We start from the raw sequence: 26,746 nt of genomic DNA, 5'->3' as shown, positions 1-26,746 counted from the left end.
TCGGGGCGACGGGGGAAGGGGGAGAATGTGGGTGGGAAGGAGGTGCGTGGGGGAACGGGGACCGCGGAGTCGTGTGAACCGAAGCGGCCAAGCGACCGACCGAGTGATCGAGCGGCCGACCGACCGAGCGTCGGCTTACTCGGGCTTGAGACCGGCGTCCTGCACGCGCATGATGGCCTCGCCGTCAGCGAGGTTCGGCGCGTCCACGAGGCGGACGATACGCTTGTCGCCCTTGGACTTGCGGAGGTAGATGCGGAACGTCGACGTGTGGCCGAGGATGTTGCCGCCGATGGGCTGGGTCGGGTCGCCGAAGTAGGAGTCGGGGTTCGACGCGACCTGATTCGTCACGAGGATGCCCGTGTTGAACAGGTCGCCGATGCGCATCAGGTCGTGGAGGTGCTTGTTGAGCTTCTGCTGGCGTTCTGCGAGTTCGCCGCGGCCGACGTACTCGGCGCGGAAGTGAGCGGTGAGCGAGTCGACACAGAGGAGGCGGACCGGCCACTCGGTGTCCTCGTGCTCGCCGGCGAGCTCCTTGGCCTTCTCGGCGAGGAGAATCTGATGGTTGGAGTTGAACGCCTTGGCGACGTGAATCTTGTCGAGGAAGTCGTCGACGAGCGCCTTCATGGTCTCCTCGTCGTCGATGGAGCCCTCCATCTCGCGGTCTTCGAGCGTCGCTTCGAGCGCCTCGTCTTCGAGCCCGCGGACCATGTCGTCGATACGCTCGGGGCGGAACGTGTCCTCGGAGTCGATGAAGATACAGCCGCCGCCGAGGCCGCCCTGTTCGGGCGGAAGCTGGACGTTGACCGCGAGCTGGTGGGTTATCTGGGACTTCCCGGCACCGAACTCGCCGTACACCTCGGTGATGGACTGCGTTTCGAGGCCGCCGCCGAGGAGCTCGTCTACCTCGTCGATCTGCCAGCTCAGCTTGCCGATTTGCTGGCGTCGTTCGAGGACCATGGAACCGGTCTCGAAGCCGCCCACGTCGGCCGCGTCGCGGGCCGCGTTGATGATGTCGGAGGCCGTGCTGGAGCCGATGTCGGCCTTGTTCGACAGCTCGCCGGGGCTGGCGACCGCGATGGACTGATAGCTGTCGTAACCGCTCTCGACGAGTTTGTCGGCCGTCGCCGGGCCGACGCCGGGGAGACTTTCGAGGTCGTCTTCTGCCATACCCAGTCGTTCCGCCTATACCCTCATAAACCCTCGTTAACAGCAGGGTGAAAGTGAAAACGAGGGACGTGGTGGGGTCGGCAATCGGGCCGATGCGGAGATTCAAGGGCGATATCTCGAGGACAGGGTCGGACGGGAGAGAGACTGGGTCGGCTCCGAACTCGGCTGAGAGCGCGGGCTGGCGCGGAAGTAGAATCGAACAGAAAGGGAAGGGGTCGGGGGCTGACGACGAGAGCGTCAGGCGCGACGGGCGAGCGCGGTCACTCCCACGGGTGGCCGTTCGGCGTCGACGGCCACAGCGGGTACCAGTAGCTCTCGTCGCCTTCGATTTCCAGTTCGCCGTCGAGGACGGATTCGAGTTTGAACTCCAGACTCTGGTTCCGCGTCGAGGTGCCCTGCGGGGCGAAGGGGTAGTACGCACCCCGGCGGAACGAGTAAATCCAGTAGGCGCGGTCGCCGTCGCGCTCGAAGCCGAACAGGGCGGCGAGCAGGCGCGACCCGTAGCCGCGCTCGATGAACTCGTCGGCGGCGAAGTGGACGCTCGTCACGAGGTCCTCGGGGTCGTCGTCAGCGAGGACGACCCAGTTGTAGCCGTGGCCGTCAGTGTGGCGGCTGAACTCGGTGCCGGTCTCCTCGCTCCCGGCGGTGAGGATGTCCTCCACGGCGTCGACGGTGTCCGCGAAGTCGGTGCTGTCGACGGAGGAGAAACACAGCGCCGCCTCGTCGGCCGAGTCGAATCGGAGGTCGGCTTCCATCGTCAGGTACGCCGTGCTCATCCCGAAGAGGTCCTCGGGGTCCGCCTTGGTGGTCGCGTCGGACTCGGCGCTGATGCCGAGCACGGCGCGGAATGAATCGAACAGCCCCATCGGCGCTTAGGCGGTCTCCATCTCGCGCTCCATGTCGCGGAGGCGCTCGACGCGGTTCTCGGTGGAGGGGTGAGTGCTGAACAGGCGACCGATGAAGTCGGACTTGATGGGGATGATGAAGAACGCGTTCATCTCCGAGGAGTCGCGCATGTCGCGCTTCGGGACGTTGTCCATCCGGCCCGAAATCTTGAGGAGCGCGGACGCCAGCGCCGAGGGGCGGCCGGTGATGACGGCGGCCCCGCGGTCGGCGGCGTACTCGCGGTACCGCGAGAGCGCCCGAATCAGGAGGTACGAGATAATCCAGACGACGAGCGACGCGATGATGGCGACGATGACCGGCGCGTTCTGGCGGTTGTCGTCGCCGCCGAAGAGCCAGCCCCAGCGGACGATGAGGAAGGCGATGCTGGAGAGGAACGACGCGATGGTCATGACCATCACGTCGCGGTTCTTCACGTGCGCGAGTTCGTGGGCGATGACGCCCTCCAGTTCGTCGTCGTCGAGGGTGTCCATCAGGCCGGTCGTGACGCAGACGGCCGAACTCTTCTGGGAGCGACCCGTCGCGAAGGCGTTCGGGACGCGGGTGTCTGCGATGGCGACTTTCGGCTTCGGGAGGTCCGCCTGCTGAGAGAGGCGGCCGACCATCGCGTGGAGCTTTCGGGCCTGCGGACCGTCGTCCTCGTCGACGACGGACGCGCCCATGCTGTACAGCGCGAGTTTGTCGCTGAAGAAGAACTGGGCGAAGAGGAAGATGCCCATGAAGGCGGCCCATACGCCGAGACCTCTGAATTGGAGGAGCACGGCTCCGAAGACGATGTAGAGGGCGAACAGGAGGAACATCGTGAGCGCCATCCGCCCCCGAAGTCCCCAGTCCGGTTTCCAGTTCATACCACCTGATTAGTAATCCGGCTAATAAACGCTGTTGGAGTGCGAAGCGTTCGCACGCGACCACCCGAATCGTGAAGAACCGGGATATACCGTTTTGTCGCGGGAGCGCGTAGTTCCGGGTGACATGTTCGCCGATAGGGAAGACGCGGGCCGCCGGCTGGCGGACCTGCTCGACGAGCGAGACGAGACGGCGGACCTCGTGTTGGCCATCCCGCGGGGCGGCCTCCCCGTCGGCGGGGAGGTCGCAGACCGCCTCAGAGCGCCGCTCGACGTAGTGGTCGCCTCCAAGGTCGGCGCGCCGGACAACCCCGAACTCGCCGTGGGGGCGGTCGCCGGCGACGGGAGCGCGTGGTGGAACGAGGACCTGCTTTCGTACCTCGACGTGGGCGACGACTACCTCGACCGCGAGCGCGAGCGCGAGGCCGCGGCGGCCAGAGAGAAGGTGTCGTTGTACCGCGGCGGCGACCCGCTTCCCGACGTGGCCGAAAAGCGCGTGGTCGTCGTCGACGACGGCGTCGCCACGGGCGCGACCGCCCGGGCGTGCCTGCGGCAGGTCGTCGCCGGCGGCGCTGAACGCGTCGTCCTCGCGGTCCCGGTCGGCCCGCCGAACACCCTCTCGGAACTCGAAGCCGAGTGCGACGCGGTCGTCGCGGTCGAGTCGCCGGAGGCGTTCGGGGCCGTCGGCGCGTTCTACCGCGACTTCGCGCAGGTGTCCGACGAGGAGGCCGCGACGTACCTGCGCGATGGGGGCGGCGGCGCGCCGTGACGCCGAACTTAAGCGGTCGAACGGACTAGAGCCGTCAATGAGCGAATCCCGCGACTTCTGCCCTCGGTGCGGCGACCCGGTTCCGGAGCGGCCGGAACCGCTCCCCGGGATGCCGCGCGAGCGCGACGACGTGCTCTGTGACTCGTGTTACTTCGAGGACTTCGACCTCGTGGACGCGCCCGACGAGGTGCAGGTCCGCGTCTGCGCGCAGTGCGGCGCGATTCATCGGGGCAACCGGTGGGTCGACGTCGGCGCGCGCGACTACACCGACATCGCCATCGAGGAGGTATCGAACTCTCTGGGCGTCCACCTCAACGCCGAGGAGGTCCGCTGGGGCGTCGAACCCGAGCAGGTCGACGAGAACAACATCCGGATGCACTGTCACTTCTCGGGCGTCGTCCGCGGCACGCCGCTGGAGGAGTCCGTCGTCGTCCCGGTGAGCATCGCCCGCGAGACGTGCCAGCGCTGCGGCCGCATCGCCGGCGGCTACTTCGCCAGCCTCGTGCAGGTCCGCGCCGACGACCGGACGCCGACGACCGAGGAGGCCGAGACGGCCATCGAAATCGCCGAGTCCTACATCGCGGAACGCGAGGACAAAGGCGACCGCAACGCCTTCATCACCGAGGTGAACCGGACGCCTGACGGCCCGAACATCAAGATATCGACCAACCAGATGGGAAGCGGCGTCGCGAAGCAGATTCGCGAGCGCTTCGGCGGCACCATCGAGGAGCACCCGACGCTCGTCACGGAGGACGGCGACGGAAACGAGGTCTACCGCGTCACGTTCGTCGCCCGCCTGCCGCGGTACACCGCCGGCGACGTCATCGACCCCGAGGACGGCGACGGCCCGGTGTTGGTGCGGAGCAACCGCGGGCGACTCAAGGGAACGCGCCTCACCTCCGGCGACACCTACGAGTCGGAGTTCGAGGAGGGCGAGCGACCCGAGGCCGAGGACCTCGGCTCCGTCGAGGACGCAGCAGAGACCACCGTCGTCACCGTGGAGGACGAACACGCCGTACAGGTGCTCGACCCCGAGACGTACGAGGCGAAGACCATCCCGCGGCCGGACTACTTCGACCCCGACGCGTCGATGGTGCCGGTCCTCAAGAGCCAGTCGGGACTGCACATCCTCCCCGAGGAAGTCGTCGATGACGACGAGGAGTAAGCGAGAAGCAGCGAGGAGAGAGACAGAGTACGCCGAAATCGTCGTTTTCGGTTTGTACGACTCGCGGTCCGAGCCAGCGAGAGCGCCCAGAGAGCGGTCGCTAAGAAACGGGCGATAATCGAACGACGAAGCAGAATCAGTCGGCGCTGGCCGGCCGGTCCGCCGAGAGGGACGCGGCCGGAGCGTCGTCTTCGTGCACGGGCACACCGTGGCGCTGGAGGGCGAGGAGCAGGTCGTCTTCGGAGTAGCCGGAGCGAGCGGCCGCCTGCGAGAGTGTGAGTGCCCCACTACGATACAGTGTCATCGCCGTGGCGAGTGCGTTGGTGTGCATGACCGATACTCCACCATTCAGGGGCATTGGTGTTAACTATTTCGTGAGAAAGCGTATCAAAGACAAAGTTAGTGGAAATATAGCTTTACAAACGTTGCGCTATTCCCCGACTACATCTCTTAAACAGTTAAACGCATTAACAATCATTGAGGAAACGTGGCGGAGGCGGCGACTCTCCTGGACACTATGGCGATTTTTGCCGGGGGAACGAGATGTGATGGCATGACATCGTGAGGGTGTCACCGACTGTCGGGCGGGGTTATCACTCGTGGGAATCGGTTCAGAAACGTTAATTACCGGCCGACCGACCCACGCCCATGGACAGACAGCAGTTCCTCGCGCTGACGCTCGTCGCGCTCATGATCGGGTCAACGCTGTTCTCCGCGGCCAGTGTCATTCTGTAATCACTCGCCCCACACGTCGGAAAGCGGGTGATTGCTCCGGCCGCCGTCGTCAGCGCTCCCGTCCGAGCCACCGGTCTCGCGGCTGTCGGAACCACCGGACGACGTACCGCCGGAGCCGCTCGCGCGACTCCCAGCGGACCTCGAACCGCGAGTCGAGTCGCGCCGCGAGCCAGAATCCGCACCCGACGCTCCGGCCGCCCGACTCGTCGAGCCGCCGAGATTCGCGGTCCCGCCGGTTGCGTTGCCCGCGTTGCTCCCGCGGCCGCCCGCCGCGACGGGGTCGAACTCGGGGAGGTCGGGTTTCGTCATCCGGTCGACCTGCGCCGCGAACCAGTCGGGCATGTCCGTCCGCGTCTTGTCGAACAGTTGGAGCAGACTGCTGTCGGCGACGTACGTGTCGCCGTGGTCGTCGGGCGCGCGCACGACCCGGCCGCAGGCCTGAATCACGGTTCGGAGGGCGGCGCGGCGGTACCACGCCCACTGGCCGTCTTCGAGGCGGCGGGCGACTCTGGAGTCGTTCGTGTTGAGATACGGCGCTTTGCAGAGCACCTGCCAGCGACAGAGGTCGCCGTTCAAGTCCAGCGCCTCCTCCATTTTCACCGAGAGGAACACCTCCGGGCGGTCGGTCGCCTTCCACGTCTCCAGTTCCGCGTTTCGGTCGTCGCGGTCGTGGCCGCGGACGCGGTTGCCGAGGCCCATCTCGGCGAGGCGGCGGCGAAGCTCCGCCTGAATCGCATACGAGTGGCAGTGAATCAACCCCTTCTCGTCGGGGTGTTTCGCCATCAGGCGAACGACGAGGCGGGCGATTTTGGGCAGCGTCTCGTCGCGGTGCTCGTAGGTCATCTTCCCCTGCGTCACGTCGTACAGCGGCCGGTTCTCGACGGGGAACGTGTGCTCCACGTCCACGAGCGCGACCGTCGAGGGGTCGAGGCCGACCGAGCGGCAGAACGCCGCCTTGTTGAGGATGGTCGCCGACAGGAGCGCGAACTTGTTTCCGCGGTCCCAGACGGTGTGTTTGAGGTACTTCGCGGGGTCGAGCGGCTTGATGGCGATGGGCGACCCCTCGCCGTCGTGCTGGTCGACGACCCACGTCGTCGGGCTCTGGGGGTCGCGGTAGTCCTCGACGAACCACTGCAGTTCGCCGATGAGCTCCTGTAAGCGGTCTCGGCGGGCGGCCTCCTCGGGCGTCAGTTCGGACTTCGTCAGCAACTCGTCTTTCTCGCGCTTGCAGACGCCGACGAGCGTCTCCGCGAAGCGCGAGGCGCGCTCGACGGGGTCGCCCGCGGCCGCCACGTCGGGGACGCCGATGTCGTCCCACACCGGGACGGTCCGGGGCTTCAGGTCGATGGTCGCGTACATCTCGGCCCACTCGGCCAGCCCGTGGGCCTCGTCGACGACGACCACGTCGCGCTTTCGGAACACGTCGGAGCCGGCGGTCTGCATGAAGTACGCGAGCGTCATCGCCGCGATTTGGCGGTTCGAGGCGATGGCGCGGTCGGAGAAGTACGGACACCGGTGCCGGACCGAGCAGTCGAAGCCGCGCTTGCGGGCGCAGGGGGCGCGGTCGACCGGCGTGTCTTCCTCCCCGCGGATGATGCAGTTGTAGTTGGACTTACCGCGGATTATCTTCAGGTCCGAAAGCAGGTCGTCCTCGGCCACGTCGTCCAGTTGCGACACCTGCGGGGTCGTGTAGTAGGCGTCGGTCGCCTGCGCGGGCGAGGTCTCGTCGACGGTCGCCGCCGACCCGGCGATGGCGCGGGCGAGAAGCGACTTGCCGCTCCCGGTCGGCGCGCGGACCAAGACCACGTCGTTGCCGTCGGCGAAGGCGTCGCGGATGTCGCGCAGGGCCCGCTCCTGCGCGCCGCGGAAACTGGGGGCCGGAAACGAGTCGATGATGCGCGACGGGTCCACGGTCGATGGAGTCCTCGGACGGGCCTAAATCCACCGCTCCGGGGTGCGGTCGTGTCCGAGACGGCTCGACGAAACGCGGGTCTAAAGCGCCGCCACGTCCTCGGCCGTCGGTTCGCGGTCGCCCGGGAGTCGCTCCATGCAGTCGAAACAGAGGAAGTGTTCGGAGCCGTCGACGAGTTCCAGCGTCATCCCGCCGGACGATGAGGTGGGGAAGTTCCAGAGGTCGCCGATGCCGCCGGCGATGCGGACGCCCTTCCCGCAGGCGTCGCACGGTTCGGAGGTCATGGGGGAACCGAAGAGCCGAGGCGGCAAAAGCGCCCCGCCGCGTCGGCGGAAACGTAATCGGCCGGCGCCGCCGACCCGGCGAGAGATTCTTGTCGGTTGGCGTATAACTTTCGTGGCATGCGCGTCGACTGCGAAGGCTGTGCCGGCTGCTGTATCGATTGGCGACCGGTCGCGCCGGCCGCGCTCGACCACGAGCGTCGCGGGCCGCGCGCGCCGCTCGACGACACCTACAACCTCGTCCCGCTGACCCGCGACGAGGTTCGCGACTTCGTCGAGGCCGGGTTCGGCAATGCTCTCTCCCCGCGGCTGTGGGAAGCGCCGCCGGGCGAGGGCGTCGAAATCGACGGCGTCGAACTCGCGGCCGTCGACGGGAAGCCGGCCTTTTTCGTCGGCATGCGCAAGCCGCCGAAGCCCGTCGCGCCGTTCGGACTGGAACGGACGTGGCTCCGCGCCTGCGCGTTTCTCGACCCCGAAACCCTCCAGTGCCGCATCCACGACACCGAATTCTATCCCGACGAGTGCGCGGAGTACCCCGGGCACAACCTCGTCCTCGAACAGGAGACCGAGTGCGAGCGCGTCGAGCGACACCACGGCGGCGAGCGCCTGCTCGACGGTGCGGCCCCGGACGACCTCCACGGCCTGCTCCTCGGCCCCCACGCCCTCGGTGCGAAGCTGTTCGTCCACCCCGAGCCCGAGCGGTTGGCGGGGACTATCGACCACCTCAAGAGCCGCGAACTGACGCCCGAAGACCGCGCGGAGTTCGTCGGCGTCGCGGTCGGGTCGCACCCCGGTTCGACCGAGGTGGACGACGACCGCGCCTCGCGGGCGCGTGCGAAGACGCTCGAAAGCGAGTCGTGGGCGGGCGAAGCGGTCGCCGCGTGGGACGCGGTCGCCGGTCGCCTCGGGAGCGCGGCCGACGACGCGCCCGACCCCGACGAGGTCGAAGTCGCTCGCGGCGCGCCCGAAACCCCCGGCTGGGACGCGGTTCGCGACGACGGCTGAGTCGCGGGCGGTAGGATGGCGGGGCGACGAGCGACGGACGGGCCGCGGGCAGTCGGTGGTCGGGCGGGCGGGCGATACGTTAACATCGTGAGCGGCGCTACCGTATGACATGAAAGTGCTCGTGACCGGTGCGACCGGGTTCGTCGGCCGGCACCTCGTGCCCCTCCTCCTCGACGCCGACCACGACGTGGTCGTCTTCGTCCGCGACGCGGCACGCTACGACGGTCCGCCCGGCGTGGCGGTGGTCGAGGGCGACATCTTCGAACCGGCGACGCTCGACCCCGCGATGGCGGGGGTGGACGCGGCGTACTACCTCATCCACTCGATGCACGCCGGCGGCGACTTCGAGGCGCGCGACCGGCTCGCCGCCCGCAACTTCGTGGACGCCGCCGGGTCCGCCGGCGTCGAACGACTCGTCTACCTCGGCGGCCTCGGCGAGGACCGCGACCAACTCTCGGCGCATCTGCGGTCGCGCCGCGAGGTCGAACACATTCTCGCGTCGGGCGCGCCCGCACTCACGACGCTCCGGGCGGCCATCATCGTCGGCGCGGGGAGCGCGAGCTTCGAGATGGTCCGCCAGCTCGCCACGCGCCTGCCGGTCATGGTGACGCCGCAGTGGGTCGAGACGCGGTGTCAGCCCGTCGCCATCGCGGACGTGGTCGCCTACCTCGCGGGCGTCCTCGACCACCCCGAGACGGCGGGCGAGACCTACGAAATCGGCGGTCCGGACGTGCTCACCTACCGGGAGATGCTCCAGCGCGTCGGCGCGCAGTTGGGCCACGCGCCCCGAATCGTCCCCGTGCCCGTGTTGACGCCGCGGCTCTCGTCGTACTGGATTGGCCTCGTGACCGACGTGGACACGGGCGTCGCCCGCCCGCTCATCGAGGGGCTGAAAAACCCCGTCGTCGTGGGCGACGACCGCATCCGCGACATCGTCGCGGTGGACGAGACGCCGTTCGACGCCGCGGTCGAGCGGGCGCTCCGCGAGGAGCGCGAGCAGCGGGAGAAAACCGTGGAACCGGCGTCGACGACCCCGACGTGAGCGGGACTCGAACCGCCCGCCCGCGCGCCTCGAACGCCCCGAGCGTTCCGAGCGCGGCGGCGATTGATATACCGCGGGGCCGTAGGAACGGGACATGAACGACGCCCCGGAGTACGGCGAGACGTGGGTGTACGAGAGCATCGTCGGCGCGCTCCCGGGCGTGAACATCGGAGAGGCGGGCGCTATTACCCTCCAAATCGCCGTTTTCGAGGTCGCGGTGCTCGTCTTCGCGTGGGTGTACGACCTGTGGGCCGCGGCGGTCGCGGGCACCGCGGCCATCGTCGTCGCTGCCGCGGGGAGCGTCGTGATGCTCCGCATGGGCGAGTGGACCCGCGCCGCGAGAGTGCCCGCGCCCTATCGACGCCTGCTGTTCGGGTCGAGCATCGAGGTCGTGCTGGGCGTGCTCGCGTTCGTCGCGCTCGTGACGCACCTGTTCGTCTTCGACCCGCGACAGCCGGGAACGCCGCTCATGACGACGCTGTTCGGCCCCGAGCCGCCGGTCGTGGTGGTCTACCTGACGCTGCTCGTCCTCTGGGACCTCTGTTACCGAATCGGCACGTCGTGGTGGGCGGCCGTCGTCGGCCTCTGGGGGGCCGTTCGCTACCGATTCGACGGTCCGACCGCCGAGACTGTCAGGCGAGTGAACCTCCTGAACGTCGGCTTCGCGGTCGCACAGGTGCTGTTGCTCCCGTTCGTCGCGGACCAGCCGGTGCTGTTGCTCGCGGTCGGCGGGCACGTCGTCGCCGTGACCGTCGTCTCGGTGACGGCGGCGGCGCTAACGAGGGCGTGAGGTACGCAGGAACAGGAAGGGACGGGTCAGTCGTCGGACTTCATCCGCTTGAACTGTTCGAGCAGCGCGTCGGTCGAGTCGCCGGAGTCGTACTCGACGCTGCCGTGGTACGTCTTCCGGTCGTCGTCGGTACCGGGTTCGACTTGACTCGTCATCCGCTCGCGGCGTTCGTGTTCGGCTTCGTCGTATGCCCCCATTGACATGGTTCGACTTACCATGTGGTAGAGTGCCACATATAACTATCGGAGACGTTCACAATCGTGATATTCTGGAGATAGGGGCCGGAGCGCCGAACCGAGACGGGATGAAGCCGAAATTCGGGACTGTCGCAGGAAAGCGTAAAAACAATCGCCGAACTACACCGTGTGTGGCACGCCCGCTTCGCTTTCGTTACGCCCCCGGTCGCTGGGACGAGTCGCGCATCGCCCGCGACGTTTTCCAGCCGCTCGACGCCAACCTCGGCGCTGAGATGGGTGCGCCGTGGTACGCACCGCCCGACGGCTACGAGGCCCGACGGTTCGATATGGACAACGGCGACACCGCGCTGTTCGCGTGGACCGACGACCACGCCTACTGGGTCGGCAACACCGAGACACCGAGTTCGCTGTGGCGGACCGACAAGGAGGGCTTCGACGAGGCTCCCTTCGAGGTCTCCCGGTGGGCCCAGCGCGAGCTCATCGCTGAACTGTTCGACCAGTCGCCGTGGCTGAAGCCCTATCCGCACCTCTCGTGGTTCTTCCTCCCCGTGTTCCTCTCGAAGGACGGCCGCGAGACGACCCGCGAGTTCTTCCACGACCACGCCGCGGGCTTCCCGGACGCGACCCGCGAGGAGGCCCTAGAGTTCTACGAGTCGTTTTTCGCCACGGGCGTCCTCGACGAGTACCGCGAGGTCATGGCCGGAAAGCTCGGCACCTCGGAGTACTTCGACCCGATACGGATGGCCGCGGCGATGGGCGAGTTCGACGTGGCGTACCTCCTCGACGACGCGGGCTACGACATCACGCCGGAAATCGCCGTGGCGACCGGCCACTCCATCGACTTCCGCGCCGAGAACACCCGCGCGGGCGGCGCGCTCATCGAGGTGACGCGCCCGCTGCCGCCGAACCGACGCTCCGTGAGCAACCCTGTCGCCGCCATCCGCGACACGGCTCAGACCAAGACCAACGGTGAAGGCCAACTCGCGGAACACGGCGGTGGCGTGACGCTGTTCGTCGACTGCTCGTCGTTCCCCGACGACGACTGGGCCGCCATCATGGGCGAACAGCCCGACGTTCGGCACCGACCGGCCGTCGTCTTCCGCCTCCGGCCGTCGGGAGCGGTCGAAGGCTACTCCAAGGGGTCGGTCCCGGTGGACCTGCCGTGGCTCGCTGAGTGACGGAGCGGATTCCTGTCGGCCGTCGGCTGTCGGCCGCTTCGGCCCGTGAACGGCGGTGAAACGGGCGAATCAGCGAATGAGCGAATCAACGAATCAACGAGCGAGACGCCGAGCCGACGGCTCGGGAATCGCGGGGAGAAAAAATCGGAGCGAGACGAGAGCCGACCTCAGAACGAGACCATCTCTGGTCCGTTCTCACCGAGCGGGGACGGGTCGCGGTCACTGTAGTAGCGGCGACCGATTGCCTCGTGTCCGACACCGGTCAAGAGGGCATCCCGCACGTCCTGCGGGCACGTGTACGTCTCGTCGCCGAGACGGGCCAGGATTTGTGCGACGGTCTCCTGACCGTTCTGGAGCTCGATTACCTCGTCGCCGTGACGTTGGGCGAAGTCGGTCGAGCTAATCGGGTATTCGTGGCGATCAATCGCGTCGCCGAGTCCGTTCAGGCGCATTACACCCACAACTGGACCGGCATCATTCTTAATGATTTTCCATGTATTTGATTAGTGGCATTGGAGTCCTTAATCGTCCTTAATGGTGTACTGGGCGCAACGTTTGTCTCCCCCTCGCCCCGACCACGAGACATGGACGACAGCCCGCCGGTCGCGGACCTCCATCTCCACACGACCGCCTCGGACGGCCGGCTCACCATCGACGCGCTCCCCGACGCGGCCCGCGCGGGTGGGGTGGACGTGGTGGCCGTGACGGACCACGACCGCTATCACCCCAACCTCGACGCGCCGGTGGTCGAACGCGACGGCGTGACAGTCGTCCGCGGCATCGAACTGCGCGTCGACGCCGGCGACCGCCGGGTCGACCTCCTCGGGTACGGTCTCAGGGAGCGGCCCGCTCTCGTCGAGACGGTCGAGCGACTCCAGCGGAACCGCGTCGAACGAGCGCGCGAAATCGTCGCGGCGGTCGAAGCGGAAACCGGGTTCGACCTCGACATCGACATCCACGACGGCGTCGGCCGGCCGCACGTCGCCCGCGCCGTCGACGCCAGCGAGGCACCCTACGACTACCAGGGCGCGTTCGACGAACTCATCGGCGCGGACGGTCCCTGCTACGTCGCGCGCGAACTCCCGACGTTCGACGACGGCGTGGCGGCCCTGCGAGACGCCTGCGACGTGGTCGGCCTCGCACACCCGTTTCGCTACCGCGACCCCGCCGGCGCGCTCGAACTCTGTGCCGACCTCGACGCCGTCGAACGCTACTATCCCTACGGCTTCGACGTCGACTGCGGCCTCGTTGACGAGGCGGTCGAGCGCTACGACCTGCTCGCCACGGGCGGGAGCGACGCCCACGACGAGACGCTCGGCCGCGCCGGGCCGCCGGAGACCGACTTCGCCCGGTTCGCCGCGGCGGTAGACGGTCTCTAACCGTGTTAGTCCGTGAATAACCCGGAACGTGCCGTGGGGCGTAGAGTTAAATCCTATCGGAACTGAAGGGGCGGTATGCAGTGTCACTACTGCGACCGTGAGGCCGCATACGCCGCGGAGAAAGACCACATTAAGGTCGGCCTCTGCGAGCGACACTTCCGCAAGCGGGTCGAGGAACTCGCCGAATCCGAGGAACTCGCCGCCCTGAAGGAAAAACTCGATATTAACCGAACAAAGTGACGGCGACCCCACAGCAGTCCCTCCACTAACGTCGGCCTACCGCCGCCGCGCCGGGTCGCCTCGGTCGGCGGCGCGTCCGCTCACGCGAGCACTTGGCCGCCGAACACGTACAGCGCCGCGAGCGCGCTCTCGAACGCGACAGTCCCGAGCGCCGAGAGCGCGAGGAACCGCCGTACCGACATCCCGGACAAACCGGCCGGAACGGTGAGCATCCCGCGCGTGAACAGCATCGCGTTGCTCAGCGGGACGACGACGGGACCCCAGCGGTCGAACCAGCCGTCGAACCGGTCGAGGGAGTCCTCGCTGACGCGGAACCACGGCCGCGACAGGAGATACTCGCGGCCGCCCCGCTTGGCGACGAGAAACAGTCCGACCTGACCGACGGTCGCGCCGAGCACGGCGACGGCGAGAATCGGAAGCAGCAGTCGCTCGCCGACCAGCACCAGCGCACCGGGGACGAGGAGTTCGCTCGGCGCGATGTAGAGGAGCATCGCGCCCTCCAGCACGAACACGAAAAAGAGGGCGACGAGGGCGAGGTCGGACGCGAGGAGGTCCCGGAGGAAGTCGGGGAGCTGGGCGGTGAAGGCGCTCATGTCGTATGCGTGTTTCGAGCGGCATCATGTTCATTATGGTTTGGATAACGCGGCGCGAACCGACGGGAGCGACGGCATTTTGCCGCCGCCGACCGAACCCGGCGTATGGAGTTCACCGACCGCCCCCGCAGGCTTCGAACCGACGGGATTCGACCGCTCGTCTCGGAGACGACCCTCGACGCGACCGACCTCGTCGCGCCCGTCTTCGTGGACGCGACGACCGACGAGCGCGTCCCCATCGAGTCCATGCCGGGCCACGAGCGCGTGCCGGTCGCGGAGGCGGCTGACCGCGTCGCCGAGGTGCGCGAGGCCGGCGTCGAGGCCGTCATCGTCTTCGGCATCCCCGAGTCGAAGGACCCCGAGGGGTCCCGCGCGTACGCGCGAAACGGGGTCGTACAGGAGGCCGTCCGCGCCATCACCGCGGAGACGGACGCCTACGTCATCACCGACGTTTGCCTCTGCGAGTACACCGACCACGGCCACTGCGGCGTGCTGGAGGACCGCGCCGAAGACGACCCGACGCTGACGGTCGAAAACGGGCCGACGCTGGACCTGCTCGCGGAAACGGCCGTCTCCCACGCCGAGGCGGGCGCGGACATGGTCGCCCCCTCGGCCTCGATGGACGGGATGGTCGGCGCGATTCGCACGGCGCTCGACGACGCCGGTCACGACGAGATACCAATCATGTCCTACGCCGCGAAGTACGAGAGCGCCTTCTACGGCCCCTTCCGCGACGCGGCCGACGGCGCGCCGGCGTTCGGTGACCGACGGCACTACCAGATGGACCCCGCGAACGCCCGGGAGGCGCTGCGCGAGGTCGCCCTCGACATCGAACAGGGCGCGGACGTGCTGATGGTCAAGCCGGGCCTGCCGTACCTCGACATCGTCCGCGCCATCCGCGAGGGCTACGACCACCCGGTCGCCGCCTACAACGTCTCCGGCGAGTACGCGATGCTCCACGCCGCCGCCGAGAAGGGTTGGCTCGACCTCGACGCGGTCGCCCACGAGTCGCTCCTGTCGATGAAGCGGGCGGGCGCGGACCTCATCATCACGTACTTCGCAGAGCACGTGGCGCGACAACTCGACTGAGACGAGCGGCGAATCGACCGCTCACGACCGACCGGTTCGAGACGCGCACCACGGGATACGATACCGCGGCGCGCACGGCCAAAACACACTTGTCAGGCAACATTTTCCTGAACGTTCGTCCACAGAAGCTCGAAAAATATCAACATCCTTGGACGATATACAACCTCATATGCGTAATATTCTAGCCTATTTTGTGCAGTTGTGGTATTACACCCAAGTAAATTTGACAAAGTCAACCCCACACTTTATGTACTAACTCACCATGAAGCCGAACCGTGATGAAGCACCAGAATCCACACGGATACGGAGCAAAAGTAACTGAACGGTCACCGGAGACCGCATGGGGTGGGCAGTCGTGATACCGCTCCAGGTCGACCCGAGCGTTATCGCGCAGGGGGTCAACTACGTCTGGATCCTCGTCGTCTCGTTCCTCATCTTCTTCATGCAGCCGGGCTTCGCGCTCTTAGAGGCAGGGCAGGTACGCGCGAAGAACGTGGGCAACGTGCTGATGAAGAACATGACCGACTGGGCGCTCGGCGTGCTCGTCTACTTCCTCGTCGGCGCGGGGGTCGCGACAATCGTCGGCGGCCTCACGTCGCCCGGCGGCTTCGACGTCGCCGCCGCGTTCTCGTACATCGGCGACTCCGGCGCGTGGATTGACTGGCTCTTCGGCGCCGTCTTCGCCATGACCGCCGCCACCATCGTCTCCGGCGCGGTCGCAGAACGCATGGACTTCCGCGCGTACATCGTCTTCGCGGCGACCATCACGGGGTTCATCTACCCCGTCGTGCAGGGCCTGACGTGGTCCGGCGGCCTCCTCTCGAGTGGCGGCTACATCGGTGCCGCCCTCGGCGTCGGCTACCTCGACTTCGCCGGTGCGACCGTCGTCCACATGTGCGGCGGCGTCGCCGGCCTCGTCGGCGCGAAGATGGTCGGCCCGCGTAAGGGCCGCTTCGACTCGAACGGCAACAGCCAGCCCATCCCGGGCCACTCGATGCTGCTCGCCGTCCTCGGCACGCTCATCCTCGCGTTCGGCTGGTACGGCTTCAACGTCGGCACGCAGGCGACCGTCCTCGCGGCTACCGACAGCGGCGGGCTTGAGTTCATGGGTGCCGCGCTCGGTCGCGTCGCCCTCGTGACGACCCTCGGCATGGGCGCCGGCGCGGTCGCCGCGATGATCGTCTCGACGAGCTACCAGGGCAAGCCCGACCCCCTCTGGATGGCGAACGGCCTGCTCGCCGGGCTCGTCGCAGTCACCGGCGCAGTCCCCCACGTCACGTGGTGGGGCGGCCTCGTCCTCGGCGCGCTCGGCGGCGCAATCGTCCTGCCGGCGTACCGCTGGACCGTCGACTCGCTCAAAATCGACGACGTGTGTGGCGTCTTCGCCGTCCACGGCGTCGCGGGCGCGGTCGGCACGGCGCTCATCCCGGTCTTCGCGGTGAGCGGCTTCTCCGGCACCCAGCTCGTGATGCAGGTCGTCGGCGTGGTCGTCATCGCCGCGTGGACCATCATCGCCTCGGCCGTCGTCTTCGCCATCGCGGACGCCGTCTTCGGCCTCCGCGTCTCGGAAGAAGAGGAAGAAGAGGGCCTCGACGCCGGCGAACACGGCGTCTCGGTCTATCCCGAATTCGTCGGTGACGCCGGTCCCGACGGCGCGCTCGGCTCGCCCACGGCGACCGACGGCGGCAGCGACGTCCGCACCGACGGTGGCGTCGAGCGAGACGAGACCGTCGAAGCCAACGGAGGTGACAGCCAATGAGCGACGGAGAACAGGGCATCAAGATGGTGATGGCCATCATCCGCCCCGACAAGCTCTCGGACGTGAAAACCGCGCTCGCAGAGGTTGGCGCGCCGTCGCTCACCGTCACCAACGTCTCCGGCCGCGGCTCCCAGCCCGCGAAGAAGGGGCAGTGGCGCGGCGAGGAGTACACCGTCGACCTCCACCAGAAGGTCAAAGTCGAGTGCGTCGTCGCCGACATCCCCGCCGACGACGTGGTCGATGCCATCGCCGACGCCGCCCAGACCGGCGAGAAAGGCGACGGCAAGATATTCGTGCTCCCCGTCGAGAGCGCGGTGCAGGTCCGCACCGGCAAGGAGGGCGAGACGGCGGTCTGAGCGCGCAACTGCGACCGAAGCCGACTGGAAGTCTCCTTTCGCCGCTCTCGTCGTGGTCCGCGCGAGTGCGCACCTGACCGGGGTTCGACGAACACCCCACGCCGTTCTGTTTACTTTTCCGACACTACGTTCGTAGGGTTGTGTGGCAACATTTGTCCACTGAGTTCCAACCTTACGTCCTTATACAAGACATACTTCATCTTATATCGGACATACGTCTCTCAGAACACTATTTTGTAGACGTTTGTCAACGCGAACCGTTATATGAACGTCTTGAGATAGCATCTCTCATGGTTCGCGAGACATTCGGTCGCGAATCGAGCACCAATATGAACGACTGTCCAACTTCCAAGCTCGAACCGCTCGCCGGAGGCATCGTATGTTGACACCCTTGCAGACCGACCTCGCCTCGGTCGTCGAGGGCGTGAACCTCGTGTGGGTCCTCACGGTCACGTTCCTCATCTTCTTCATGCACGCCGGCTTCGCCATGCTCGAAGCCGGGCAGGTCCGCGCGAAGAACGTCGCCAACCAACTGACCAAGAACCTGCTGACGTGGAGTATCGGCGTCATCGTGTTCTTCCTGCTCGGCGCGGCCGTGTCGTCCATCGTCGCCGCCTTCACCGGCGGCCCCGCGATATCGTCGATTTCCGGGGCGTTCATGAGCCTCTACGCGCCCGACGCCTCCGCGACGACGGCGTGGGTCGACTGGCTGTTCGGGGCCGTCTTCGCCATGACTGCCGCCACCATCGTCTCCGGTGCCGTGGCGGGCCGCGCCCGGCTCCGGGCGTACCTCACGTACACCATCCTCATCGCGGGCGTCATCTACCCCGTCGTCGTCGGCTTCACCTGGGGCGGCGGCTTCCTCGACGCCCTCGGCTTCCACGACTTCGCCGGCGGCATGATCGTCCACGGCATGGGTGGCATCGCCGGCCTCACCGCGGCGTGGATTATCGGCCCGCGCATGGACCGCTTCAAGCCCGACGGCACCGCGAACGTCATTCCCGGCCACTCCATCACGTTCGCCGTCCTCGGCACGCTCATCCTCGCGTTCGGCTGGTACGGCTTCAACGTCGGCACCGCCGCCGCGCCGCTGGCGTACGCCGACGGCGCGGTCACGCTCGGCTCGTTCGCCTACGTCGGCCGCGTCGCCCTCGTGACGACCCTCGGCATGGCCGCCGGCGCAATCGGCGCGGGCGGCGTCGCCATGTACAAGACCGGTAAGGTCGACACGCTCTACGTCGCCAACGGCGTCCTCGCCGGCCTCGTCGGCATCACCGCCATCGCCGACGACATCGTCTGGCCGGGCGCGCTGGTCGTCGGCCTCCTCGCCGGCGCGCAGCTCCCGGTCGTCTTCGAGTTCGTCGAAAAGCGCCTCCGCATCGACGACGTGTGCGCGGTCTTCCCCGTCCACGGCTCCGCGGGCGTCCTCGGGGCGCTGCTCTACCCCGTGTTCGCCGTCCCGCTGTGGCACGACGGCGCGTCGTTCGTCTCGCTGGCCGTCCCGCAGGTCATCGGCGTCGGCGTCATCGCCATCTGGACGTTCGTCGCCACCGCGGTCGTCTTCGGCGGCTTCCGCGCCGTCGGACAGGTCCGCGTCTCCTCGGACCACGAGCGCGAGGGCCTCGACACGGCCGAACACGGGGTCGACACCTACCCCGAGTTCGGCTCGCCCGACCACGACACCGGCATCCGCACCGACGGCTCCGGCGTCCCGAGCGGGGATGGATTCATGACGACGGGACGGGAGGACTAACCCATGAGTGATGCAGACGTTCCGAACGACGGCGAAATCAAGATGGTGATGGCGGTCATCCGCCCCGACAAGCTCTCGGACGTGAAGACCGCGCTGGCCGAAATCGGCGCGCCGTCGCTCACCGTCACCAACGTCTCCGGCCGCGGCTCTCAGCCCGCGAAAAAGAGCCAGTGGCGCGGCGAGGAGTACACCGTCGACCTCCACCAGAAGGTCAAAATCGAGTGCGTCGTCGCCGACATCCCCGCCGACGACGTGGTCGACGCCATCGCCGACGCCGCCCAGACCGGCGAGAAAGGCGACGGGAAGGTGTTCACCCTCCCCGTCGAGAGCGCGGTGCAGGTCCGCACCGGCAAGACCGGCCGCGACGCGGTCTGAACGCCGCCGACCGCTGTGTTCGTTCGGTTCGGTCGCGCCGAGCCGTCCCCGGCGTCGTCAGCCTGACGGGCGACGAGGTTATACGCGCTCGGCCGAACGTACCGGTGGCCCCCCACGGGGCGAGAGCCGAACCCACGCGAAACCGTTTTTCCCCTCCGCACCGAGCGTCGTGACGATGAGCGGTGGCTCCACGTGGTGACTGTCGCTGTCCTCGGCGGGCTCGCCGTCGCGCTGTTCGGGATGGCCGCCGTCGGCCTGCTCGCCGACCGATATCTCTCGGACCCCGACGATCTCCGCGCCGACCTCCTCGTCAGCGACGCGAACAAGTGGGCCGTCTTCGCCCTCCTGTGCGGCTACGTCCTCGTCGTCGAGGGACGGCCGCTGTCCTCGATGACCGGCCGCTCGCTTGCCCCCCTCGCGTTCGTCGCGGTGGTCGGCGGCGGCGTCTTCGTCCTGTTCGCCGCGAACGCGGTGACGGCGCCCGTCTTCGACCGACTCGGCGTCGGCGGCCTCGACGAGGGGATGTCCGGGTTGGGTTCGCTGTCGGTCAGACACCGACTGTTCGTGGCCGGAACCGCCGGGATTACGGAGGAAGTGCTGTTCCACGGCTACGCCATCGAGCGACTGCTCGAACTCACCGGCAGTCCGCTCCTCGCGGGCGGCGTCTCGTTCGCCGCGTTCACCGCGAGCCACGCCGTCGGCTGGGAGCGCGGCGCGGTCGCCAGAATCGCCGTCCCCGCGCTCCTGACGACGGTCATGTACCTCCTCGTGCGCGACGTGGTCGCGCTCGTCTGCATCCACGCGCTCAACGACGCGGTCGGACTGCTGTTGGCCGGGTCGGTCGAGGACGCCGGCGACGCCGACGGCGCTGACGCGGCCGCGGACGGAACGGCGCGGTAGGTCGTCGCGAAACCGGGGGGACGGTAGTTCGCCGGTGGAAGGCGCTGCCGACCCAGTAAGGTCTTTCCCGCGAGCGGCCGAACCGCCGCGCATGAACCACGACGAGTCAAGGGCGCTGTACGACCGCGCGCTGTCCGTGCTCGCGGGCGGCGTGAACTCCTCCGTCCGGGCGACGCAACCGTACCCGTTCTTCGTCGAGCGCGGCGACGGCGCGCACGTCATCGACGCCGACGGGAACCGCTACGTCGACTACGTGCTGGGCTACGGGCCGCTGCTGTACGGCCACGACGCGCCCGAACCCGTCCAGTCGGCGGTCCAGAAGCACGCCGCCGCGGGGCCGATGTACGGCGCGCCGACCGAAATCGAGGTCGAACACGCCGAGTTCGTCGCGCGCCACGTCCCCTCCGTCGAGATGCTTCGGTTCGTCAACTCCGGCACGGAGGCGACCGTCTCGGCGGTCCGCCTCGCCCGCGGCGTCACCGGCCGCGACAAAATCGTCGTCATGCAGGGCGGCTACCACGGCGCACAGGAGTCCACCCTCGTCGAGGGCGGCCCCGACGGCGCGAAGCCCTCGACGCCCGGCATCCCCTCGTCGTTCGCTGACCACACCATCCCCGTCCCGTTCAACGACGAGGAGACGGTCCGCGAGGTGTTTGCTGAACACGGCGAGGACATCGCGGCGGTGCTGACCGAGCCGATTCTGGCGAACACGGGCATCGTCCACCCGGTCGACGGCTACCTCGAAGCGCTCCGCGACGTGACCGAGGCACACGGCGCGCTCCTCATCTTCGACGAGGTCATCACCGGCTTCCGCGTCGGCGGCCTCCAGTGCGCACAGGGCAAGTTCGGCGTCACGCCCGACCTCACGACGTTCGGAAAGATTATCGGCGGCGGCTTCCCCGTCGGCGCGGTCGGCGGCAAGGCCGAACTCGTCGAGCAGTTCACCCCCGGCGGCGACGTGTTCCAGTCGGGCACGTTCTCGGGGCACCCGGTCACGATGGCCGCGGGCCACGAGTACCTGAAGTACGCCGCCGAAAACGACGTGTACGGCCACGTCGACCGCCTCGGAGAGAAGCTTCGGGCGGGCATCACGGACATCCTCGAAGACCAGGCCCCCGAGTACACCGTCGTCGGCACGGACTCGATGTTCAAGACGGTGTTCACGCGCCACGGCGCGGCCGAGCGCGCCGACGCCTGCGCCGACGGCTGTTCGCAGGTCGAGTCGTGTCCCAACTACGACGCCTGTCCGAAGACCGGCGCGGACGTGTCGAACGCCGAGACCGACCGCTGGGAGCGCGTCTTCTGGCAGGAGATGAAAGACCGGGGCGTGTTCCTCACGGCGAACCAGTTCGAATCGCAGTTCGTCTCCTACGCCCACACCGACGAGGACATCGAGAAGACGCTGGAAGCGTACAAAGCGGCGCTATAACCCGAATCGACGATTCGCCGGCCGCGCGCTGTTTTCACGACTCCGACCCGCTCGCCCGAGAGAGCCCGAAGTACACCGGCAGTCCGAAGACGGCGGCTAGTCCGGCGGTGAGAAACAGCGGGGCGACGCCGGTCGGGTCCGGCGCGAAGATGAAGCCGAGCGGGAGCGCGACGACGAACGCGACGCCGAAGGTGAGGGCGAGACGGGCGGACCTGTTCACGTCGGCGTCGTCGCCGCGGAGGCCGATAACTGTTCGGCACTTCGACACGACTGCGAGGCGGCCGAGGCGAGCGAGGACCGTCCGCCGCGGCTTCGACTCGGCCCGGCCCGGCCCGGCCCGGCCCGAACGCGCCTCACTCGACCCGCAGTCGCGCCTCGGCCGCCCGCCACAGCGGCGGGTAGGTCAGGGCGACGCCGACGCCGAGACAGACCGCCCACGAGACGAGGATGCCGACCGGGTTTCCTTGGAGTTCGAGGAAGACCAACAGCGGAATCCAGACGGCGGTCACGACGAGGCCGACACCCCAGACGCGGGCGACGAGTCGGAGGCGGAGGGGGCGCGCGAGGAGGAGCGCGAGCGCGACGAGCGCGGCCGCGACGAGGCCGGCGAACCACGGCGGTTCGACGCCGACCGACGAGAGAAACAGGTCGAGGGGCGCGACGACCGAGGTCAGGCCGAACAGGAGGAGGGCGACGACCACGAAGTCACCGACCTGTCGGACGGCCGAATCGAGGGCGGGCATCGTCCGGGTCGTCGCGCGGGGACCGTATCGGTCTTCCGTTCGGCTTCGACCCGGCGCGCGGGAGCGAACTGGAGGGCTTTTCAACGCGGGGGCCGGACTGACGCGTATGACTACAACACTTCGCTTGGCGACGCGAGGGTCGGCGCTCGCTCGCGCGCAGGCCGCGGGCGTGCAGGGGGCGCTCGCGGGCCGCCGACTCGACGTCGAACTCGTCGAAGTCGAGACCACGGGCGACCGGATTCAGGACGAACTCATCCACCGACTGGGCAAGACCGGCGCGTTCGTCCGCGCGCTCGACGAGCGCGTCCTCGACGGCGAGGTCGACGCCGCGGTCCACTCGATGAAGGACATGCCGACCGAGAAGCCCGCCGACCTCGTCGTCGCCGGCGTGCCCGAACGCGCGCCCGCGGGCGACGTGCTCGTGACGGCCGAGGGCCACGACATCGACGACCTGCCCGAGGGAGCCGTCGTCGGCACGTCGTCGCTCCGCCGGCAGGCCCAACTGCTGAACTACCGCGACGACCTCGAAGTCGAGCCGCTCCGGGGCAACGTCGACACCCGCATCGAGAAACTGCTGGCGACGCACCTCCAGCGCGAACACGAGGCCCGCGTCGAAAACGACAAAGAGCGACAGGCCAAGAAGGGCAAGACCGACCACGACGAGGCGTTCGACGAGACCGCCGACGAGTGGTTCGAGGGGCTCACCGAACTCGAACGGCAGGCGCTCGGCCGGAAGGTCGAAACCGAGTACGACGCCATCGTCCTCGCGGAGGCTGGGCTCAAGCGCAGCGGGCTCACCGAGAAGGTGAACTACGAGCGCCTGCCGCGGACGACGTTCGTCCCCGCGCCCGGACAGGGAGCCATCGCCGTGACCGCCGCGGACTCGGAGGTCGTCGACCTCATCCGCGACAAACTCGACCACCCGCGGACCCGCGTCGAGACGACCGTCGAGCGGACCATCCTCGCGGAACTCGGCGGCGGCTGTATCGCCCCCGTCGGCGTCCACGCCCTCCTGCAGGGCGAACACGTCCACGTCGACGTGCAGGTGTTGGCGACCGACGGTTCGGAGTCCATCAAGACCTCGCGCGACCTCCCCGTCGGCAACCACGCCAACGCCGCCCGCGAGTTCGCGGCGGCCCTGCGCGACCGCGGTGCCGGCCAGTTGGTCGCCGCCGCCCGCGAGGAGGCCGAGGAGTGAGATGACGGGCGACGACCAGCGCGCGGGAGCCGACGGACACTCGAACGACGACGCGACCGACGGCGACGGCCTCGGCACGGTCCACCTCGTCGGCAGCGGCCCGGGCGACCCGGAACTGCTGACGATGAAGGCCGCCCGCCTCATCGACGAGGCGGACGTGGTGCTCCACGACAAACTCCCCGGCCCAGAGATTCTCGAGATGATTCCGGCCGAAAAGCGCGAGGACGTGGGCAAGCGCGCCGGCGGCGAGTGGACCCCGCAGGAGTACACGAACAACCGACTGGTCGAACTCGCCCGCGAGGGCAAGGACGTGGTCCGCCTGAAGGGCGGCGACCCGTTCGTGTTCGGCCGCGGCGGCGAGGAGATGGAACACCTCGCAGACAACGGGATTCCCTTCGAGGTCGTGCCGGGCATCACCTCGGCGGTCGCCGGGGCCGGTTCCGCGGGCATCCCCGTCACCCACCGCGACCACGTCTCGTCGGTGTCGTTCGTCACCGGCCACGAGGACCCGACGAAAGACGAGTCCGCGGTGGACTGGGACGCGCTCGCCGCGACCGGCGGGACGCTCGTCGTCCTCATGGGCGTCGGCAAGCTCCCGCTCTACACCGCCGAACTCCGCGAGGCGGGGATGGACGGCGACACGCCGGTCGCCCTCATCGAGCGGGCGACGTGGCCAGACATGCGCGTCGCCACCGGCACCCTCGACACCATCGTCGACGTGCGCGACGAGGCCGACATCGAGCCGCCCGCAATCACCGTCATCGGTGAGGTCGCGGCGACCCGCGACCGCGTGAAGGGGTTCCTGCAGGGCGGCGGCGCGGACGCCGTCGCTGAGACGGGCGCGGACGCGAACCCGACCTCCGGAGGTTCGGGAGGGGACGAATGAGCCAGCAGGTCCGCGCGGCCGTCTTCCGCCCCGACGACGACCGCATCGAACGCGCCGTCGAGCTCCTCGACTCGCTCGGCGCGACCCCCGTCCCCGACCCGATGCTCGCAATCGAGCCGACCGGCGCGACGCCCGAGCCCGGCGCGTTCGTCGTCCTGACGAGCAAGACCGGCGTCGAACTCCTCGACGAGGCCGGTTGGAGCCCCAGCGACGCGGTGCTGTGCTGTATCGGTCCCGCGACCGCCGACGCCGCCCGCGAGGCGGGGTGGACGGTCGACCGCGTCCCCGACGAGTACACGTCGGCCGGACTGGTCGACCACCTCGCGCCCGACGTGGACGGCGCGACGGTCGAAGTCGCCCGAAGCGACCACGGCAGTCCGGTCCTCACGGACGGCCTGCGCGACGCGGGCGCGGACGTTCACGAGACGGTACTGTACCGACTCGTCCGCCCCGAGGGAGCCGGAGAGTCGGCCGAGCTGGCCGCCGCCGGCGACCTCGAAGCCGCCCTGTTTACCTCGTCGCTGACGGTCGAACACTTCCTCGACGCCGCCGCCGAGCGCGATATCCGCGAGGAAGCCATCGCCGGCCTGAACGACGCGGTCGTCGGCGCAATCGGGCCGCCGACCCGCGACACCGCGGAATCCCACGGCATCGACGTGACCGTCGTCCCCGACGAGGCGACGTTCGAAGCGCTCGCGGTCGCCGCGGTCGAGACCGCCGCGCCGACGTATCACGAGTGACGTGACGGGGAGCGAGGGAGCGGCGTGACGGGAGCCGAGGCGGGAGACGGCTCGTGGCGCGCCGTCGGCTCGGTCGCCGGCTGGCAGACCGCCGCGAGCCTCTGTTACTACGCCATCTTCGCGGCGACCGGCTTCGTCCGCGACGCGTTTTCGGTCTCCGAATCGCTGGTCGGCGTCTTTCTGACCGCCGGCCTGCTCGGCTACACGGTGTTTCTCTTTCCGAGCGGCGCGGCCGTCGACGGCTACGGCGAAAAGCCGGTCATGGTCGTCGGCCTGCTGGCGCTGTCGGTCGCGCTCGTCGGCGTCACGTTCGCGCCGCCGTCGTACCTCCTGTTGTTGGTGACGGTGGCGCTCCTCGGGGCGGCCTACTCGACCGCGATGCCGGCGTCGAACCGCGGCATCGTCGCGGCCGCGCCCGCCGGGAGCAAGAACCTCGCCATGGGACTGAAGCAGGTCGGCGTCACCGTCGGCAGCGGGGCGTCGTCGCTCCTCGTCACCGGCGTCGCCGTCGTCGCGGCGTGGCAGGTGGGCTTCTGGGCCATCGCCGTCTTCGCCGCCGGCTACGCGCTCGTCTTCGCGACGCGCTACCGCGGAAACCCCGGCACCGGCCGGCTCGAACGACCCCGACTCGCCGGCCTCGGCGGCAACCGCGCCTACGTCGCGCTCGTCGCCGCCGGACTGTTCATCGGCGCGTCCATCTTCTCGATGCTCGGCTACACCGTCCTCTACGTGCAGGACGTGGTCGGAACCGGTCCCGCGCTCGCCGGGGGCGTCCTCGCGGCGACGCAGGTGACCGGAAGCGTCGGCCGCATCGGCGCTGGAAGCCTCGCGGACCGCCTCGGCGGGCCCCGCGGCGCGGCCACCGTCGCGCTCGTCCAACTGGCCGGCGCGGTCGCGCTCTTTTCGCTCCTCGTCGGAACCGGCGGCTCGTTCGCGCTCACCATCGCCGTCTTCGTCGCGCTCGGACTCACCATCCACGGCTCGACCGGCGTCTTCTACTCCTGTCTGAGCGGCGTCGTCGACGACGGCGACATCGGCGCGGCGACCGCCGGCGGCCAGACCGCGCTCAACGTCGGCGGCCTCGTCGCTCCGCCGCTTTTCGGCTTCGTCGTGGAGTCGACGGGCTACGGGGCCGGCTGGGCGCTCGTCGCCGGTTCGACGGTGCTGGCGACCGTCCTCCTGTTCGTCGTCAGACGGCGAATCTGACGGCGGGAGACGAGTCTTCTTATACCAAACCGCGGCAACCACGCCGCATGTTCCCCGCCGAACTGGAGTGGAAACGAAGGGGTTGCGTGCCCGAACTGCCAGCGTTTATGC

The 26,746-nt window shown here is 68.4% G+C and carries 30 protein-coding genes; 19 read left to right on the top strand and 11 right to left on the bottom strand.

The genetic code is table 11. The annotated features are described in order from the left end of the window. Positions 1 to 135: 135 nt before the first annotated feature. The 3 genes from radA to htpX form a co-directional block, all read right to left on the bottom strand. Positions 136 to 1,167: a DNA repair and recombination protein RadA gene (gene radA, locus C458_RS14025; protein WP_008576631.1), complete on the bottom strand. Its 1,032-nt coding sequence runs from the start codon at positions 1,165 to 1,167 to the stop codon at positions 136 to 138. A 260-nt stretch (positions 1,168 to 1,427) separates the two neighbouring features. After that, the gene (locus C458_RS14020; RefSeq protein ID WP_008576630.1) at positions 1,428 to 2,033 is read right to left on the bottom strand and encodes a hypothetical protein; all 606 of its coding nucleotides are present in this window, start codon (positions 2,031 to 2,033) and stop codon (positions 1,428 to 1,430) included. A 6-nt stretch (positions 2,034 to 2,039) separates the two neighbouring features. Continuing rightward, the gene (gene htpX / locus C458_RS14015; protein ID WP_008576628.1) at positions 2,040 to 2,918 is read right to left on the bottom strand and encodes a zinc metalloprotease HtpX; all 879 of its coding nucleotides are present in this window, start codon (positions 2,916 to 2,918) and stop codon (positions 2,040 to 2,042) included. A 124-nt stretch (positions 2,919 to 3,042) separates the two neighbouring features. On the opposite strand from htpX, the gene C458_RS14010 reads away from it, so the two are divergent. Together C458_RS14010 and C458_RS14005 are read left to right on the top strand one after the other, a co-directional pair. Further along, positions 3,043 to 3,684: a phosphoribosyltransferase gene (locus tag C458_RS14010; RefSeq protein ID WP_008576626.1), complete on the top strand. Its 642-nt coding sequence runs from the start codon at positions 3,043 to 3,045 to the stop codon at positions 3,682 to 3,684. 37 nt (positions 3,685 to 3,721) lie between these two features. After that, complete coding sequence (locus C458_RS14005) at positions 3,722 to 4,849, top strand: 60S ribosomal export protein NMD3 (protein WP_008576625.1); 1,128 nt, start codon at positions 3,722 to 3,724, stop codon at positions 4,847 to 4,849. Positions 4,850 to 4,985: 136 nt separating this feature from the next. On the opposite strand, the gene C458_RS14000 is transcribed toward C458_RS14005, so the two are convergent. The 3 genes from C458_RS14000 to C458_RS13990 form a co-directional block, all read right to left on the bottom strand. Further along, positions 4,986 to 5,180, bottom strand: coding sequence for a UPF0175 family protein (locus C458_RS14000; RefSeq protein WP_004045182.1), 195 nt, complete (start codon positions 5,178 to 5,180; stop codon positions 4,986 to 4,988). A gap of 404 nt (positions 5,181 to 5,584) precedes the next feature. Then, on the bottom strand, positions 5,585 to 7,495 hold the full coding sequence (locus C458_RS13995) for a helicase C-terminal domain-containing protein (RefSeq protein ID WP_008576624.1): 1,911 nt from the start codon (positions 7,493 to 7,495) through the stop codon (positions 5,585 to 5,587). Positions 7,496 to 7,576: 81 nt separating this feature from the next. Then, positions 7,577 to 7,780 (bottom strand): hypothetical protein, encoded by a 204-nt coding sequence (locus C458_RS13990; protein ID WP_004045177.1) that lies wholly within the window; start codon positions 7,778 to 7,780, stop codon positions 7,577 to 7,579. A 117-nt stretch (positions 7,781 to 7,897) separates the two neighbouring features. Between C458_RS13990 and C458_RS13985 the strand changes: the two genes are divergently transcribed. The 3 genes from C458_RS13985 (at position 7,898) to C458_RS13975 (ending at position 10,614) form a co-directional block, all read left to right on the top strand. After that, positions 7,898 to 8,782, top strand: coding sequence for a YkgJ family cysteine cluster protein (locus C458_RS13985; protein WP_008576623.1), 885 nt, complete (start codon positions 7,898 to 7,900; stop codon positions 8,780 to 8,782). Between the two features lie 109 nt (positions 8,783 to 8,891). Continuing rightward, positions 8,892 to 9,824 carry an NAD(P)H-binding protein gene (locus C458_RS13980; RefSeq protein WP_008576622.1) on the top strand — a complete coding sequence of 311 codons (933 nt, stop codon included), beginning with the start codon at positions 8,892 to 8,894 and terminating at the stop codon, positions 9,822 to 9,824. Between the two features lie 94 nt (positions 9,825 to 9,918). Next, the gene (locus tag C458_RS13975) at positions 9,919 to 10,614 is read left to right on the top strand and encodes a hypothetical protein (protein WP_008576620.1); all 696 of its coding nucleotides are present in this window, start codon (positions 9,919 to 9,921) and stop codon (positions 10,612 to 10,614) included. 26 nt (positions 10,615 to 10,640) lie between these two features. Here the strand turns inward: C458_RS13975 and C458_RS18520 are convergent, their stop codons facing one another. Next, positions 10,641 to 10,817 (bottom strand): DUF5786 family protein, encoded by a 177-nt coding sequence (locus C458_RS18520; RefSeq protein ID WP_004045169.1) that lies wholly within the window; start codon positions 10,815 to 10,817, stop codon positions 10,641 to 10,643. Between the two features lie 164 nt (positions 10,818 to 10,981). Between C458_RS18520 and C458_RS13970 the strand changes: the two genes are divergently transcribed. Then, a complete protein-coding gene (locus C458_RS13970) occupies positions 10,982 to 11,989 on the top strand; it encodes a DUF5784 family protein (protein WP_008576615.1) in 1,008 nt (335 codons plus the stop codon). A gap of 167 nt (positions 11,990 to 12,156) precedes the next feature. Here the strand turns inward: C458_RS13970 and C458_RS13965 are convergent, their stop codons facing one another. Then, complete coding sequence (locus C458_RS13965) at positions 12,157 to 12,441, bottom strand: hypothetical protein (RefSeq protein WP_004045161.1); 285 nt, start codon at positions 12,439 to 12,441, stop codon at positions 12,157 to 12,159. Positions 12,442 to 12,573: 132 nt separating this feature from the next. On the opposite strand from C458_RS13965, the gene C458_RS13960 reads away from it, so the two are divergent. Beyond that, a complete protein-coding gene (locus C458_RS13960) occupies positions 12,574 to 13,368 on the top strand; it encodes a PHP domain-containing protein (RefSeq protein WP_008576613.1) in 795 nt (264 codons plus the stop codon). Positions 13,369 to 13,443: 75 nt separating this feature from the next. After that, positions 13,444 to 13,608, top strand: a complete 165-nt coding sequence (locus C458_RS18515; protein ID WP_004045157.1) for a DUF6757 family protein — start codon at positions 13,444 to 13,446, stop codon at positions 13,606 to 13,608. A gap of 80 nt (positions 13,609 to 13,688) precedes the next feature. On the opposite strand, the gene C458_RS13955 is transcribed toward C458_RS18515, so the two are convergent. Further along, positions 13,689 to 14,201: a DedA family protein gene (locus C458_RS13955; protein WP_008576611.1), complete on the bottom strand. Its 513-nt coding sequence runs from the start codon at positions 14,199 to 14,201 to the stop codon at positions 13,689 to 13,691. A 105-nt stretch (positions 14,202 to 14,306) separates the two neighbouring features. On the opposite strand from C458_RS13955, the gene hemB reads away from it, so the two are divergent. The 7 genes from hemB to C458_RS13920 all read left to right on the top strand — a co-directional run bounded on the left by hemB (position 14,307) and on the right by C458_RS13920 (position 21,862). Next, complete coding sequence (hemB, locus tag C458_RS13950) at positions 14,307 to 15,290, top strand: porphobilinogen synthase (protein ID WP_008576609.1); 984 nt, start codon at positions 14,307 to 14,309, stop codon at positions 15,288 to 15,290. A 340-nt stretch (positions 15,291 to 15,630) separates the two neighbouring features. Beyond that, positions 15,631 to 17,049 (top strand): ammonium transporter, encoded by a 1,419-nt coding sequence (locus tag C458_RS13945; protein ID WP_008576607.1) that lies wholly within the window; start codon positions 15,631 to 15,633, stop codon positions 17,047 to 17,049. Continuing rightward, the gene (locus C458_RS13940; RefSeq protein ID WP_004045143.1) at positions 17,046 to 17,405 is read left to right on the top strand and encodes a P-II family nitrogen regulator; all 360 of its coding nucleotides are present in this window, start codon (positions 17,046 to 17,048) and stop codon (positions 17,403 to 17,405) included. Before C458_RS13945 ends, C458_RS13940 begins: the two co-directional genes overlap by 4 nt. Before the next feature lie 379 nt (positions 17,406 to 17,784). Beyond that, positions 17,785 to 19,158, top strand: a complete 1,374-nt coding sequence (locus C458_RS13935) for an ammonium transporter (protein WP_008579812.1) — start codon at positions 17,785 to 17,787, stop codon at positions 19,156 to 19,158. Positions 19,159 to 19,161: 3 nt separating this feature from the next. Next, the gene (locus C458_RS18750) at positions 19,162 to 19,533 is read left to right on the top strand and encodes a P-II family nitrogen regulator (protein ID WP_008576601.1); all 372 of its coding nucleotides are present in this window, start codon (positions 19,162 to 19,164) and stop codon (positions 19,531 to 19,533) included. A 192-nt stretch (positions 19,534 to 19,725) separates the two neighbouring features. Then, positions 19,726 to 20,433: a CPBP family intramembrane glutamic endopeptidase gene (locus C458_RS13925; RefSeq protein WP_008576600.1), complete on the top strand. Its 708-nt coding sequence runs from the start codon at positions 19,726 to 19,728 to the stop codon at positions 20,431 to 20,433. A 91-nt stretch (positions 20,434 to 20,524) separates the two neighbouring features. Next, positions 20,525 to 21,862, top strand: a complete 1,338-nt coding sequence (locus C458_RS13920; protein WP_008576599.1) for a glutamate-1-semialdehyde 2,1-aminomutase — start codon at positions 20,525 to 20,527, stop codon at positions 21,860 to 21,862. A 34-nt stretch (positions 21,863 to 21,896) separates the two neighbouring features. Here C458_RS13920 and C458_RS13915 read toward each other — a convergent pair whose 3' ends face one another. Then, positions 21,897 to 22,082, bottom strand: a complete 186-nt coding sequence (locus C458_RS13915; protein ID WP_239638788.1) for a hypothetical protein — start codon at positions 22,080 to 22,082, stop codon at positions 21,897 to 21,899. Between the two features lie 133 nt (positions 22,083 to 22,215). Next, a complete protein-coding gene (locus C458_RS13910; RefSeq protein ID WP_008576597.1) occupies positions 22,216 to 22,605 on the bottom strand; it encodes a hypothetical protein in 390 nt (129 codons plus the stop codon). Between the two features lie 124 nt (positions 22,606 to 22,729). Between C458_RS13910 and hemC the strand changes: the two genes are divergently transcribed. Genes hemC through C458_RS13890 form a run of 4 tightly spaced genes read left to right on the top strand, consistent with a single transcriptional unit; the run spans position 22,730 to position 26,635 of the window. After that, on the top strand, positions 22,730 to 23,803 hold the full coding sequence (gene hemC, locus C458_RS13905) for a hydroxymethylbilane synthase (protein ID WP_008576596.1): 1,074 nt from the start codon (positions 22,730 to 22,732) through the stop codon (positions 23,801 to 23,803). A gap of 1 nt (position 23,804) precedes the next feature. Beyond that, positions 23,805 to 24,689, top strand: a complete 885-nt coding sequence (cobA, locus tag C458_RS13900) for a uroporphyrinogen-III C-methyltransferase (protein ID WP_008576595.1) — start codon at positions 23,805 to 23,807, stop codon at positions 24,687 to 24,689. Then, positions 24,686 to 25,429 carry a uroporphyrinogen-III synthase gene (locus tag C458_RS13895; RefSeq protein ID WP_008576592.1) on the top strand — a complete coding sequence of 248 codons (744 nt, stop codon included), beginning with the start codon at positions 24,686 to 24,688 and terminating at the stop codon, positions 25,427 to 25,429. Before cobA ends, C458_RS13895 begins: the two co-directional genes overlap by 4 nt. 24 nt (positions 25,430 to 25,453) lie before the next feature. Then, positions 25,454 to 26,635 (top strand): MFS transporter, encoded by a 1,182-nt coding sequence (locus tag C458_RS13890; RefSeq protein WP_008576590.1) that lies wholly within the window; start codon positions 25,454 to 25,456, stop codon positions 26,633 to 26,635. Positions 26,636 to 26,746: the final 111 nt, after the last annotated feature.

Source organism: Haloferax sp. ATCC BAA-644 (assembly GCF_000336975.1).
GTDB classification, from domain to species: Archaea; Halobacteriota; Halobacteria; order Halobacteriales; family Haloferacaceae; genus Haloferax; species Haloferax volcanii.
The sequence above is the reverse complement of the archived record's forward strand: the minus strand, read 5'-3'. Positions and strand labels throughout refer to the sequence as shown.